Source organism: Kitasatospora sp. NPDC090308 (assembly GCF_044769485.1).
Taxonomy (GTDB): Bacteria; Actinomycetota; Actinomycetes; order Streptomycetales; family Streptomycetaceae; genus Kitasatospora; species Kitasatospora fiedleri.
Genome location: NZ_JBIVXY010000018.1, coordinates 122,864 through 136,444 on the forward strand (window position 1 = coordinate 122,864; position 13,581 = coordinate 136,444).

Here is a 13,581-nt window from a genome sequence, read left to right on the forward strand (position 1 = left end):
TCACAAATGAGCAATGCCGTTCAGCAGGCGGACTGCCCGGCCCGCCCTGGAAGTTCGCGCCCCGGGCCGACCGCCGCCAAGCTCCCGCTTCGGTCGCGACCCCTTGACATCGCCCGCCACCGCCAGCACAGTTTGCGCAAAGGTGCGTGCTATAGCGCCGAAGCAAGCAGTTTCACTCACGACGACTGCCGACCGCCCTCCCCGGTGCCTCCGGCGTCCCCACCCCGCCGTGCCCGTCGTCCCAGTCGTCGAGAACAACCGCCCGCACACCCCCTCGGGCCCGCCGACACACCGGAACGGCCCGTCCCTCACAGGAGGTTCCCCCATGACGTGGAGCAGGAGAACGGCCGCGGCCGCGACGACGGCAGCCGTCGTCGCCGCACTCGCCGTCAGCGGCGCACCCGCCGCCCAGGCCGACCCGGTCGCCGCCAACACCAGCACCGCCATCGGCGTCAAACCGCTGATGGGCTTCAACAACTGGGCCCGCTTCACCTGCGCCGCCCAGGCCCGGCTGGACGGCACCCGGACCGGCTACTCCTTCCAGCAGTTCATGCAGGACCAGGCCAAGGCGATGAAGGACACCGGCCTGGTCGCCGCCGGCTACACCAACCTGACCGTCGACGACTGCTGGATGCAGCGGACCTCCGCCGGCTACCTGCACGGCGCCGCGACCTGGGGCGGCAGCAGCCAGCCCGGGTTCGACTGGGAGCTGACCGACTACGCGTCGTACGTCCACAGCCAGGGCATGCAGGCCGGCCTCTACACCACCTCCGGGGTGAACACCTGTCAGGGCGTGCCCGGCGGCATCATGGGCCACGAGCAGGCCGACGCCAACTCCCTGGCGTACTGGGGCGTCGACTCCATCAAGCTCGACAACTGCGGGACGACCTCCGCCAACCGGCAGAGCGAGTTCACCGCGTTCGCCCAGGCCCTGGGCACCGCCACCGCGAACAAGGACCGCAAGATCCTCTTCAACGAGTCGGCGCCGGCCGGCTACGGGCCGACCTCCACCGCCAAGTACGAGACGATGGACTGGGTCCGGGGGCTGGGCCAGATGTGGCGGGTCAGCCCCGACATCAACGTCTGGCACAGCGCGACCGCCTCCGCGTGGGACTCCCCGCACGCCGCGGACTGGTACGAGGGCGGCGTGCTGCAGAACTTCATCGACACCGTCGGCCTGGCCCGCTACAACGGCCCGGGCAACGCCAACGACGCCGACATGCTGCTGATCGGCGACAACAACCAGCTCACCCTCGCCGAGCAGCGCAGCCAGTTCGCGCTCTGGTCCGCGATGGGCTCCCCCCTGATGATCAGCACCGACGTCCGGAAGATGGCCGCCGACCCGACCGCCTACGCGCCGCAGCTGGGCATCCTGAAGAACGCCGACCTGATCGCCGTCGACCAGGACGCGCTGGGCGCCGGCGGCTACCTCGCCTCCCGCGACAACGCCGCCACCACCGCCGGGATCGACGTCGTCGTCAAGCCGCTGGCCGACGGCGGCCGGGCCGTGGTCGTCCTCAACAAGAACGCCGCCGCCACCACCTACACCCTCGACCTCGGCCGGATCGGCTTCGCCGACTCCTGCGCCCACCCCGTCCGCGACCTGTGGACGCACACCGACTCCAGCGCCACCGGCTCCCTCACCACCACCATCGGCAGCCACGACAACGCCGCCTACCGGATCTCCCCGGGAACCTGCGGCCCCGCCGTCCCGACCGGCCAGATCACCGGCGTGCAGAGCGCCTTCCAGGCCAGCCCGCTCTGCCTGGACGCGTACAACGGCGCCGCCACCGGCGCGAAGGTCGCCCTCTACGCCTGCCACGGCACCTCGAACCAGCAGTGGACCCGGCGGGCCGACGGCCTGATCGCCTCCTACCAGAACACCGGGCTGTGCGTCTCCGGCGCCTCCTCCGGCCTCACCCTGGCCGCCTGCAACGGGTCCGACCCCAAGCAGGTGTGGACCTACAACCGGTCCGGGCAGCTGCGCCAGGCGGCCGGCGTCTGCGTCGACGTCGCCGGCAGCGGCCTCGGCACCAACACGAGCGCCACCGTCGCCACCTACACCTGCGGCAGCCACCAGCCCAACCAGACCTGGAGCGCCCCCTTCGCCACCCCGCCCTCGTCCTGAGCGGCTGACCGGCTGACCGGCTGACCGGCCCCGGTGTCCGCCACCGCCGGACGGCTGGCCTCCACCGGGTTCCCGCTCACCCCCGTCCTCGTCACGGCCGGACTCCTGCTCGCCGCAGGAGCAGCACTCCTGACGGCCCGTCACCGCACCCGCCGTCCGGACCGACCCGGCCCGCACCCGCGCACCCACGTACCCGCGCGTCCGCACGTCCACGCGTCCGCGCTCCGGCCCGTCCGGTCCCGGCGTTCCGCCGGACGGGCCGGACAGCGGGCGGACCTCAGCGGCGGGCGCGGCGGCCGGTGCCCCGGCGGTTGACGAGGAAGAGGGCGGCGCCGATCAGCAGGGCGGCGACGGCGCCCAGGGTCAGGGGCAGCGCGGAACCGCCGCCGCCGGTCTGGGCGAGGCCCCGGCCGTCGGTGGCGGTGGTGGCGGGAACGGGGGCGGGGCCGGCGGGGTCGACGGCCTGGTGGTCGGGGTACTCGGCCGAGAGCGGCCCCGGTGCGGCACTGGAGGGCGCGGGCTCGGCGGTGGCGGTGGGCTCGGCGGCCGTCGCGGCGGGCTTGGCGGCGGCCGGGGCGGTGGTCTTCGGAGCGGCGTCGGCGCCGAGCCGGATCCGGATGTCGGCCCCGGTGTCGCTGGTGCCGACGACGCTGACGGACAGGTGGGCGGCGTCGTCGGTGAGGGCCGGGCCGTTGACGTCGAGGGAGTTGTTGGCGGCCTTCTTCTGCTGGGCGGTGTTGCTGATCATGACGGCGTCCTTGTAGTTGCCCTTGGTGACGCGGTAGACGGCGACGCCCTGGGGCACGTCCACGTCCGGGGTGCCGGGGTCGGGGGTGCGGTACTCGACGACGACCCGGTCGCCGCCGGTGCCGAGCGGCAGGTCGATGGCGCGGGTGCCGCCGGTCCCGGGGGCGTGCAGCGGGGTGAGGTGGACGCTGGTGCCGGCCGTGGGGGTGGTGGTCTGCTGGGCGGTGAGCCACTGGAGCGAGAGGAGTTCGGGGGCGCTGAGGCCCTTCTTCTCGCCGCCGCCGCCCATCGGGGTGCGGTGGCTGTACTCGTCGGCGGTGCAGGTGGTGAAGGTGCCGGCCGGGCAGACCTGGCGTTCCTGGTGCTGGAAGCCGAGGTTGTGGCCGATCTCGTGGATGATGGCGGCGCCGTCGTCGACGGCCCCCTCGTGGAACCAGCTGTTGGGGCCGGAGACCGAGCCCAGCCCCCACCAGCTGGAGCAGAAGTCGGAGTGGAAGACGACGGAGATGTGGTCGAACGGCACGCCGGAGACGGCCTTGCGGGCGAGTTCGTTCATCTTCCCGCTGTCGCAGGCGGCGGAGTCGTCCATGTCGATGGTGAACGGGCCGAAGACCCCGTCGCCCCGGGCGGGGACCACGCTCATCCGGCCGCCGGAGTTCCTGGCGTAGTAGGAGGCGAGCGAGGTGCTGCCGGTGCCGAAGAAGTTCCGCACGGCGTCGGCCCGGGTCTTGGCGGCGTCGGTGAGTGCCTTGTTGCGGAAGTTCACCAGCACCACGGCGTGGTGGTCGACGCTCGACGGCTCCGGCGCGGCCACGGCCGGTGCGGCGAGCAGGACGGGGCCGGCCAGGAGGGCGCTCGCGGTGAAGGCGGCGAGCAGCGGGGCGGTCACGGACGCGGCGGTCGCGGGACGGGTCGGCTGGGGGCGCTGAACCATCGGGGTGGATCTCCTTGCACGATCGGCGGGGCTGCGGATCTCGGCGCCGGACGGCGGCCGAACCGGTCGGGAGACGGGAGCGGTCCGATCCGCTCCCACCCACCCGCGTCCTAGGAGATCCACGGGACGCCCCGCCATAACAGGAATCCACCACCGACTTGGCCGCCCCGGCGTCTCGGCTGCGCATGTTGCTGCCCGCGCGGCACCACGCCCGGGTTTCCCCGATGCACACAGGCAGGACACTTTGGGAACACGGTCCGTCGGCAATCCGGATCTGCGCAGCCATGCGCTCTTCTTGCCGTTGTCGTCCCGGACGTCACCCTTCGCCACAAGAGCGAGGAATCAGCATCTGCCGCACGGTCTACGTCGGCTGACTCTTCTCCGCCATCGCACGCGTCCGACTGTGACGCGGCGAACAGCAGCAGTGCCCGGTGGCGGGCTCCCATCCGCACTCGTATCCCGGAGAGTGGTCACGCCTGAATCGTCCGACCATCTCAGGGGGTTTCAATGTCGGAGACGAACGACAGTTCCACCGATGCGTCGCTCGTTGCGGTGGAATCGGTGCTCGGCGCCAGGTCGGCGGCGGTGCTCGTGGAGCTCCAGCGTGCGGACGGGAAGGCCGCCACGCTCTGCGCCCTGGCCAGCGGCGCGCTGGCCGCGGTGCTGGCGGCCACTCCGGTCTGGTCCACTGGAACGGCGCTGCTGACCGCGGCGGTGCTGTGCGGCTGCGTGCTCCTGCTCGCCTCTGCGGCGGCGGCGCTTCTCGCCATCCGTCCGGTGCTACCGCAAGGCCGGTCGCTGGCCAGGCTGGAGCCCTTCCGGTCCGGTCCGGTGACGACGAGCAATCTCGCCGGCCTGGTGACTCTGGACCGAACGGCCCTGATCGAACTGGAGGCGCAGCGTCTGTGGCGTTTGGCCGGGCTCGCCGAACGGAAGTTCCGGGCCGTCAGGACCTCAGTGGACCTGATCGCCGCAGCAGGCACGGTGACCGGAATCAGCCTGGCGATTTCCTGCATGAATTGAAATCATCGTGCCGCTGTTGTTCGGAGAAACCCAGGGGGGGCACATGTACCTTCGCCATGAATCTCTCATCGGCGATCAGCTCTGGTCGGAACTTCGCAATCTCGCGCCAGAACGCAGCCGTCCCGCCAGATGCATGCTGCTCCGCCAGGGCGACCCCGGGACCCAGGTGATCCTGCTCAGCTCCGGATCCACCCTGGTCACCCTGGCAGGTGCCCACGGCGAGCGAACGCTGCTGGCCGTCCGCGGCGCCGGTGAACTGCTCGGCGAACTCGCGGTCCTGGACGCCCAGCCGCGCTCGGCTTCGGTGATCGCCGCCGAACCGTGCCGCGTCCACCTCATCCCCGCCCCCGACTTCCTCGCCTTCGTCCACGAACACGATCTGACGGTTCCCTTGCTGCGGCACGCCATTGCGCGTGTTCGGGAGGCGGAGGCGGTCCGGCTGGAAATGGCGACCGCGCCGGTGCCGGTGCGGTTGGCCGCCGCTCTGGGCCGACTGGTTCAGGCGGCTTCCCGGCACGGCGCGGATACCGTGGTGCGGTTGACCCAGACAGAGCTGTCGCAGCTGATCGGCGCCTCCCGGAACGGCGTGGGCAGCGCGATCAGACCCTGGCGGGAACGGGGCTGGCTCGGGACCGAAGCCAGCGGCGGACTGGTCATCCGGAACATGCCGGCCATCCAGGCCGAGGTGCTCGCCTGAGTGACCCAGGCCACCGTGTCGGTGCCCAGTACTGGGCACCGCCGGTCCGTCCGGCCTAGCAGCATGGGGCCTCGTCTTCCTCCCCTGCTGCCGAAAGGCCACCCACCCGTGACTTTCTCCGTCTCCACACCGGACTACGACGTACCGGGCCACGACGTGCCGCCCGAACAGGCCGTCATGGTCGTCGACATGAAGGGCTACAGCAAGCTCCCTGAAGTTCAGATGGCATCCGTCCGGTCCGATCTGGACAGCATCCTGGAGACCGTCTTCGTGCAGAGCGGGCTGCCCGCGCCCCAGCCCCTGGACGCCGGGTACAAGGATGCCGGCGACGGCGTCATCCTCCTGCTCCCGCCCCAGCACGTTGCACGGCTGGTCGATCCCCTCCTGGGGAACTTGAGTGCCGCCCTCCAGCGCTACGAAGGCATTCGGATGGCCGCCGCACCGGCGATCCGCCTCCGCACCGCCGTCCATGTCGGCCCACTGAGCGTCCCCGACCACCGCGGCGCCGCGATCAACGATGCCTGTCGACTGGTCAACAGCGATGCGGCCTACCAGGCCGTCGAGGCCGCGACCGACAACGGACTGTTCCTGGCGGCCGTTCTCTCGGAGCCCGTCTACCAGCGCTCCGTGCAGGCCGGACGCACCCGCCCGGAGGTGACGGAGCGCCAGTTCATCGCGTCCACCGCTCGGGTGGCCGAAAAGCCCGAGTTCGAGATGTCATGCCGACTGCTCGTCCCGGGCCTGCCCGCGGCGTTGCTCCGCGAGTACCTGCCCGCGTCCGGCAACCACGCTCCGCGCACCGGTCCCAAGCCCTCGGCGCATGCCGCACCGGAGCAGCCGGTCAGGGCGGGCGCCGTCCAGAACTTCCACGGCGAGCTCAAAGACCCCGTGATCGCGGGGCATGTCGAGCAGCTCCGGATCGACCGCCGCAGCCGCTGAGTCGGCACACCTCATCCGTCGCATCCGTACAAAGGAGAAGCCCGTGTCCGACCTACCCTACCCGTCTCGGTCCGCTGACGAGCCGAACGACGAGGGGTCCAAAGGCCGAGAACTCGAGTCCTGGCTGCCGAACTGGGTGCAGCCACGGCAGGACCACCGCTCGGAGCAGCCCGACGCCCCGCCAGCCCCGGCCGAGGAGGCTCCGAAGCAGCCCACCGCCCCGGAGGCAGCTCCGGGCGTCCGCACGTCTGCTGGCCCCGTGACGCACTTCCACGGCCAAGTCGACGTCGCTGCCGGCTACATCGAGCAACTGATCCTGGAGACCCGCAAGCGCGATGTCCTCGAGGGCGAGGAATTGGACCGGGATACCCTCCTGGAGCAGCCGTACGTCCGTGACGCGTGGACGGACGCCTGGCAGGAAGCTCTCGACCCGGCCACCGAGGAGTTGCGGGCACCCGTCCTGGTCGTCGTCGCTCCCCGCTCGATCGGCGCCACTACCTTCGCGCTGCGGCTGCTGGCCGAACACACCTCGTCAAGCACCACGCTGGTCAAACTGCAAGCGGACTGGAACTCGCCCAGCCGGACCCGGCTCCCCCTGGAGCCGCGACACGCGTTCCAGCTCGACCTGAAGGACCCGGACACCGACCGGGTCTCGGCCGACTTCGTCACCTCGCTCGGAAAGCACGCCGAGCACCTCGCCGACTGCCGGTCCCACCTGGTCCTAACGGTTCCTCAGGAGCTCTGGGACGCACCGGGTTCGGTCTCCCGGCCTGGTGTGCAGGTGCTCCGGCTGACGGATCCCCCCGCCGCCGGATCGGTGGTGAATGCCCATCTCGAAGCCGACGGCCACTACGAGCCGGCCATGGAGATCAGGGCGTCCCAGCAGGCGCTGAACCAACTGAGCGGCCTGAACGCCGTGGCAGCGGTACGGGCGGCTCACCGGATCGTCTCGGTCTGGGAGGAGCACCGTCTGCACCGGCAGGCCCCTGCCCTGCTGCGGAACGGAGCGGATCAGGATGCGGCGAAGACGTTCGAGGAACGCGTGCTCGACGCCCTGTCGGACTGGCGCGGGGAACTGGACCAGCTCTTCGGGGACCGCACCGTCCCCAGTGGCAGGACCGATCGGTCGTTGGCGCTCGAGGACCGCTACTTGCTGGTCGCCTTGGCGGTGCGGCAGTCCGCGCCGGTGTCCGTCGTGGCCGCCGGAGCCCGGCAGTTGCAGGCGGCAGTGGAGTCCACGGACAGCGGCCAGACGGTAGGGACGGCTACTCAGACTGCCTTCGCGGCCCGCGGCCTGCGGCGCCGGATCCAGGATGTCGGCGCCACGGTCGACGGGCGCGATGTGGTGCTCTTCGACCGACCGGCTTACGGGCGGGCCGTGCTCGAGTACGTCTGGGACAACTACGAGACCATGCGCACGCCGCTGCTCGGTTGGCTCGCGAAGCTCGCCGCCCGGCCCGATCCCACGGACCCGGTGGTCCAGACGCTCGCGTCCCTGGCCCTGCGTCACGGCACGAGAGAACACCTCAACAAGCTGGCGGAGTCGACCGAACCGGCGCTGCTCGGCGCCGTCCTCCGGACCGCGGTGAACGACGAGCATGTCGGACGCCTCGTGTGGGCCGCGCTCTACCAGTGGGCCGACACGGGCGGCAACGCGCCCACCGTGGTCTCCACCTGCCGTCTCATCCTGGCGGACCCGGAGGTTGGCGCCGCCGCCGCGAAGATGGCTGTCGTCCGGCTGCGGCGGGTGGCGCAGAGGACCACGGACCCGGCCGTCCGGCAGAGCGTGCTCAAGGCCTTCAAGGAGTTGGCCGGCCAACCCGCTGGTCGGGCTCGGCTGGTCGCCGAGGTCCGAACCTGGCAGCAGACGAAGGGCTCGTCCCGGAGCGGGAGCCTGGCCTTCCTCGCCCTGATGTCGGTGTCGGTGGACAGCCCGGGGCTGCCGTGGCTGCTGTCGGCCGACCCTCTGGAGATCGACGTCCAGCGGGCCTTGACGGAGCTGCTCGGCAGCCCGGACACCGCGGTCGAGACCATCCCCCGGATCACCGGCTGGATCCTCTCCTGCTCGAACGAATCCGACTCCGACAGTTACGTGCAGCTCCGCGACCGGTTGCTCGAACCACTCCGCGGGCACCGGATGTTCCAGGCCGGGATGGACCTGATGCAGGCGCTTACGGGCTCCGTCACGGCGCAGGGCGTCAACATCGCCGAGGACTTCTACCAGCACCTGGTCAGCGCCCCGTTCCGCAGGGTCTTCGCGGCCGACGGCACCCCTCGATGAGGTGGCCGTGGCAGCGGGCCGCGCGCACCTACGCGGGCCCGCAGCCGTGCCGACTGCCCAGCGCCGTCACGGGCGTGCCGTTCGAAGCGTCCTTCACCCTGGTCTGGCGACCCGCACTGCAGCGCCGAGCTAATCTGGCAGAGCAGGTCCGTAGCGACCTCCGTGCCGCCGCTGCGGAGGTGACCGCCGGGCTGCAGCCGGACGACCCGCTCGGGGCTGAGGACACCCTCAACGCCGTACTCGGTTCGCCCGACGGGCAGCGTTTCCCGTACTACCGTCTGATCAGCGTGAAGTTCACCCTGCGGCTGTCGCCCACCGCAGTGGAAACCCTGGCCGTCCGGCGGGCCGACGCCGAACGGATCAGGCGGCTGGAGTTTCTCAAGACAGCTCTCTACGACCATCCGGACCTCGTCGTGCTCGACCGCATCGAGCGGACCTCCGCGCTCCCGGACAACGCTCAGGTAGCCGACCTGCAACGACTCTCACGCGCGATCAGATCCTGCAACGCCTGGTGGTACCCCTTACTCGAGCAGTGGGAGGCTGTCGGCGCCGGGTTCAAAGACCTGGAGACCCAGCACGAGGCCATGCGGGTCCTGCTCCAGCACTCCATCGAGACTCTGAAGACGGTCACCGCGCCGCCTGACCGGGCCGCCCTGGACGGACGGGCCGAATGAGGGCAGCCCTGTGGCGGGTCCTGCTCGCCCCGCTCACGTCCCTGCGGGCACTCCGCCTCCAACGGATCAGTCGCTCCCCGTTCGACTTCGACAGTGCTTGGCGGCAGGCCAGGATGCACTGCGCACCGGACGAGGTCGAGTACCTCTTCCAGCACGATGTCCAGGAGGCACGGGCCTACCGACCCGAACCGTAGCGCAGCCGTTTCCTCCGCCTCCGAAGGCCCCGGCGACGGGACCGCGTCAGCCAGAGGACGCGCTCCGCTTCGGGCCGGCAGCGCACCCTCACCCGCAGCATGGCCGCCGGAGCCGTCGAGCAGAGCGCTCCGGAGCACCGCTGGAGTGCCGCCGCCCGGGGTCAGAACTCCTCGTGGGAGTCGGGGTCGCCGCCCAGCCGCTCGTGCGGCCGGTCGGCGATCCGGGCCATCTCCTCGGCGGTCAGCTCGAAGCCGAAGAGGTCCAGGTTGGCGCGCTGGCGTCCGGGGTCCGCGGACTTGGGGATCGGGGTCGCGTCGAGCTGGGTGTGCCAGCGCAGCACGGCCTGCGCGGGGGTCACGCCGTGCGCGCGGGCCACCGCGCCGACGGCGGGGTCGTCGAGCAGCGCCGAGCCGCGGCCGAGCGGGCTCCAGCTCTCGGTGCGGACGCCCAACCGCGCGTGGACGGCCCGCAGTTCGTCCTGCGGCAGCAGCGGGTGCAGTTCGACCTGGTTGACCGACGGCAGGACGCCGGTCTCCCGGTGCAGGCGCTCCAGGTGCTCGGCGGTGAAGTTGGAGACGCCGATCGAGCGGACCAGGCCGTCGTCCCGGAGCTTGATCATCGCCCGCCAGGAGTCCACGTACCTGTCCACCCGGGGCAGCGGCCAGTGGATGAGGTAGAGGTCCACGTACTCCAGGCCGAGCCGGCGCCGGGACTCCTCGAACGACGCCAGGGTCTCCTGGTAGCCGTGGTGGCGTCCGGGCAGCTTGGTCGTCACCACCACGTCCTGCCGGGGCACGCCGGAGCGGGCCAGGCCCCGCCCGACGCCGGTCTCGTTGCCGTAGTTCACGGCGGTGTCGACCAGCCGGTAGCCGGTCTCCAGCGCGCCGGCGACGGCCCGTTCCGCCGCCTCGTCGTCCAGCGGGTAGGTGCCCAGGCCCACCCCGGGAAGCTTCGTACCGTCGTTCAGCGCGTGCACGGGGGCACTGGTCACGAGTCCACTCCTTGTCGGTCCGTCCCTCGCCGCCGGCCCACGGGGCGGGGCGGGCGGTCGCGGTGTCCCCGTGGGCGTACCCGCGGCGGCGACCCGTCGAAGCCCGGTTTCACCCGCCTGCGCGGCGGAGGCGGAACGGGTCCGGCCGCCTCCCGCGGAACGGGTCCGACCGACTCCCGGAAATGCGGTACGATTCCGTTCCGGAACTGATGCGTACCGATTGAGGAGGCGGACAGGTGGGCCTTCCCGTGGACCCCGGCACCGACGGCGCCGCGGCGCAGCGAGCGGACCACCGCGGCGGGCGCCCCAGGGACCCGTCCCGGGACGACGAGCTGTGCCGGGCCGCGCTGGAACTGCTGGCCGAGATCGGCTACGAACGCCTGTCGATCGACGCGGTGGCGGCCCGCGCGCACGCCGGCAAGGGCGCGGTGTACCGGCGCTGGTCCGGCAAGGCGGAGCTGGTCGTCGACGCCATCGAGCGCTTCAAGGGCCCGCTGGCGAAACCGGACACCGGCTCGCTGCGCGAGGACCTGGAGGAGATCGCCCGCGCGTTCGCCGAGACCGGCAGCGTCTTCGAGACCCGGGTGATGGTCGGGCTGATCTCCGCCGTGCTGCAGGACGAGGTCCTGCGCGAGGTGTTCAGGCGGCACTTCGAGGAGTCCCGCCGCCAGGTGTTCGAAACCGTCTTCCGGCGGGCGGTCGAGCGGGGGGAGATCCCCCCGGAGCGCGACCTCGAACTCCTGGTCGGCCTGCTCCCGGCCCTGATCCTCCAGCGGGTGCTCCTGTACGGCACGCCCCCGGACCACGCCTTCGCCCGGCGGGTGGTCCACGAGGTGATCCTGCCCCTGGCCACCGCCCCGGCCCCCTCCCCCGCCTCTCCCCCGACCCGATGCGACAGGTGATCTCCTGATGTCCTCCCCGACGGCCGCCGCGACGGCCCCCCTCGATCCACGGCGCTGGAAGGCGCTGGTCTTCATCTGCCTGGCCCAGCTGATGGTGGTGCTCGACGGCACCATCGTGAACATCGCGCTGCCCTCGGCGCAGCGCGCCCTGCACTTCTCCGACGGAAACCGCCAGTGGGTCGTCACCGCGTACGCGCTGGCGTTCGGCGGGCTGCTGCTCCTGGGCGGCCGGATCGCGGACAAGTGGGGCCGCCGGCGGGCCTTCCTGACCGGGCTGGTCGGCTTCGCCCTGGCGTCCGCGCTGGGCGGGGCCGCGGTCAACACCGGCATGCTGCTGGGCGCCCGCGCGCTGCAGGGCGTGTTCGGCGCGCTGCTGGCGCCCGCCGCGCTGTCCCTGCTCACGGTGATGTTCACCGAGGGCAAGGAGCGGGCCAAGGCGTTCGGCATCTACGGCGCCATCTCGGGCGGCGGCGCGGCCGTGGGCCTGCTGCTGGGCGGCGTGCTGACCGAGTACGCGAACTGGCGCTGGACGCTGCTGGTCAACGTCCTCATCGCCGCGATAGCGATCACCGGCACCCTGATGGAGGTCCGCGAGCCGGCCGGCAGCCACAACGAGGCCCGGCTGGACCTGCCCGGAGCGCTGCTCGCCTCCGGCGGCCTGGCCTCGCTGGTGTGGGCGTTCAGCCGCGCCGAGAGCGACGGGTGGGGGTCGGCGTCGACAGTCACCCTGTTCGTCGCGGCGGCCGTCCTGCTGACCCTGCTCGTCATCGTCCAGCAGCGGGTGAAGGCGCCGCTGCTGCCGCTGCGAGTGGTGCTCGACCGCAACCGGGGCGGCGCCTACCTCTCGCTGGGCATGGCCGTGGTGGGCATGTTCGGGCTGTTCCTCTTCCTGACGTACTACCTCCAGGTGGTGCTGGACTACAGCCCGGTGATCTCCGGCGTCGCCTTCCTGCCGATGGTGGCGGGCATGATGACCGGCTCCACCCAGATCGGCGCCCGCCTGATGACCAGGGTCGCCCCCCGCTTCCTGATGGGCCCCGGCTTCCTGCTCGCCTCAGGCGCGCTGGTGATCCTCGCCCAGATCAAGGTCGACAGCTCGTACGCGGCCGTGCTGCTGCCGGGGCTGTTCCTGATGGGCCTGGGCATGGGCACCGCCTTCATGCCCGCCATGAGCCTGGCCACCCGCGGCGTCAAGCCGCAGGACGCGGGCGTGGCCTCCGCCATGGTCAACACCTCGCAGCAGATCGGCGGCGCGATCGGCACCGCCCTGCTGTCCACCCTGGCCGCCAGCGCCACCGCCGACTACGCCGCCGACCACGCCCGCGAGGCGACGACGCCCGCCGCCGGGCACCTGCTCCAACTCCAGGCCATGGTCCACGGCTTCTCCACCGCCATCTGGTGGGCGGCCGGCATCCTCGCCCTGGCCTCGGCCACCGCCTTCGCCCTGATCAACACCGGCCACCAGGGCAAGTCCCCCCACCACGACGGCGCGGACCAGGAGGGCCCGGTCCTGACCGTCGTCCACTGAGGCCCCTCCCCCGCGCGGACCCGTTCCGGCAGCCGACGCCCGCCGTCCGCCGTCCGCCGCCGGAACGGGTCCGCCGTTCCTCCGTACCGACGGCGGCCGTTGAGGACGTCGATGCCGGAGGTGGAGATCCAGGAGCCCTGCCCGGCCGGGTCGTTCTGGCCGGTGACGGTGCGACAGTGACGGTGCGACGGTGAGGGTGTGGCGGGGCGGGGGACCGGCTCCGGCCGCGCTCGCCGCGCTGTTCGCCGGGCAGCGGAGTGCCGGTGGCGTCCCGGGTGGAGGACGCCACCGGCGCGGGTGGCGAGTCGGCCGCCCCTCAACGGCCTTCGCCGGTCCGTCGGGCGGCGGCCTGTCGGCCGTCGACCTCTGCTCCGACCCTGCTCCGGCCTTCCGGATGACAGGTGCCGCCGACGGAGTCCGTTGGTGGAGAGGGGAAGTGACGGGTTCTCAGGCGGGGAGTCCGATGGGGCGTTCGCCGTTGCGTCGTTGTTGGATGACGACGGCGATGACGAGGAGGGTGCCTTGGGCGACGTTCTGCCAGA

The 13,581-nt window shown here is 71.8% G+C and carries 10 protein-coding genes; 8 read left to right on the top strand and 2 right to left on the bottom strand.

Translation table 11 applies throughout. From position 1 onward, the window contains the following. Positions 1–325: 325 nt before the first annotated feature. The gene (locus ACIQVD_RS30270) at positions 326–2,128 is read left to right on the top strand and encodes a ricin-type beta-trefoil lectin domain protein (protein WP_402292327.1); all 1,803 of its coding nucleotides are present in this window, start codon (positions 326–328) and stop codon (positions 2,126–2,128) included. 277 nt (positions 2,129–2,405) lie between these two features. Here the strand turns inward: ACIQVD_RS30270 and ACIQVD_RS30275 are convergent, their stop codons facing one another. Next, the gene (locus tag ACIQVD_RS30275; RefSeq protein WP_402292328.1) at positions 2,406–3,809 is read right to left on the bottom strand and encodes a hypothetical protein; all 1,404 of its coding nucleotides are present in this window, start codon (positions 3,807–3,809) and stop codon (positions 2,406–2,408) included. Between the two features lie 507 nt (positions 3,810–4,316). Between ACIQVD_RS30275 and ACIQVD_RS30280 the strand changes: the two genes are divergently transcribed. The 5 genes from ACIQVD_RS30280 to ACIQVD_RS30300 all read left to right on the top strand — a co-directional run bounded on the left by ACIQVD_RS30280 (position 4,317) and on the right by ACIQVD_RS30300 (position 9,423). After that, entirely contained in the window at positions 4,317–4,832 is a 516-nt protein-coding gene (locus ACIQVD_RS30280) for a Pycsar system effector family protein (protein WP_402292329.1), read from the top strand. Positions 4,833–4,839: 7 nt separating this feature from the next. Next, a complete protein-coding gene (locus tag ACIQVD_RS30285; protein ID WP_402292331.1) occupies positions 4,840–5,529 on the top strand; it encodes a Crp/Fnr family transcriptional regulator in 690 nt (229 codons plus the stop codon). A gap of 108 nt (positions 5,530–5,637) precedes the next feature. After that, positions 5,638–6,468 (top strand): hypothetical protein, encoded by an 831-nt coding sequence (locus ACIQVD_RS30290; protein ID WP_402292332.1) that lies wholly within the window; start codon positions 5,638–5,640, stop codon positions 6,466–6,468. A 259-nt stretch (positions 6,469–6,727) separates the two neighbouring features. Then, the gene (locus ACIQVD_RS30295; protein ID WP_402292333.1) at positions 6,728–8,749 is read left to right on the top strand and encodes a hypothetical protein; all 2,022 of its coding nucleotides are present in this window, start codon (positions 6,728–6,730) and stop codon (positions 8,747–8,749) included. 74 nt (positions 8,750–8,823) lie between these two features. Beyond that, the gene (locus ACIQVD_RS30300; RefSeq protein WP_402292334.1) at positions 8,824–9,423 is read left to right on the top strand and encodes a hypothetical protein; all 600 of its coding nucleotides are present in this window, start codon (positions 8,824–8,826) and stop codon (positions 9,421–9,423) included. Positions 9,424–9,778: 355 nt separating this feature from the next. On the opposite strand, the gene ACIQVD_RS30305 is transcribed toward ACIQVD_RS30300, so the two are convergent. Next, positions 9,779–10,609, bottom strand: a complete 831-nt coding sequence (locus ACIQVD_RS30305) for an aldo/keto reductase (protein WP_400690813.1) — start codon at positions 10,607–10,609, stop codon at positions 9,779–9,781. A gap of 236 nt (positions 10,610–10,845) precedes the next feature. On the opposite strand from ACIQVD_RS30305, the gene ACIQVD_RS30310 reads away from it, so the two are divergent. Beyond that, positions 10,846–11,511, top strand: coding sequence for a TetR/AcrR family transcriptional regulator (locus tag ACIQVD_RS30310; protein ID WP_402292335.1), 666 nt, complete (start codon positions 10,846–10,848; stop codon positions 11,509–11,511). A gap of 7 nt (positions 11,512–11,518) precedes the next feature. Next, positions 11,519–13,039, top strand: coding sequence for an MFS transporter (locus ACIQVD_RS30315; protein ID WP_400690807.1), 1,521 nt, complete (start codon positions 11,519–11,521; stop codon positions 13,037–13,039). Positions 13,040–13,581: the final 542 nt, after the last annotated feature.

Excerpts from the sequence above, each read along its gene's own strand:
- ACIQVD_RS30270 (WP_402292327.1), top strand. The coding sequence starts at position 326 with ATGACGTGGAGCAGGAGAACGGCCGCGGCCGCGACGACGGCAGCCGTC.
- ACIQVD_RS30275 (WP_402292328.1), bottom strand. The coding sequence starts at position 3,809 with ATGGTTCAGCGCCCCCAGCCGACCCGTCCCGCGACCGCCGCGTCCGTG.
- ACIQVD_RS30280 (WP_402292329.1), top strand. The coding sequence starts at position 4,317 with ATGTCGGAGACGAACGACAGTTCCACCGATGCGTCGCTCGTTGCGGTG.
- ACIQVD_RS30315 (WP_400690807.1), top strand. The coding sequence starts at position 11,519 with ATGTCCTCCCCGACGGCCGCCGCGACGGCCCCCCTCGATCCACGGCGC.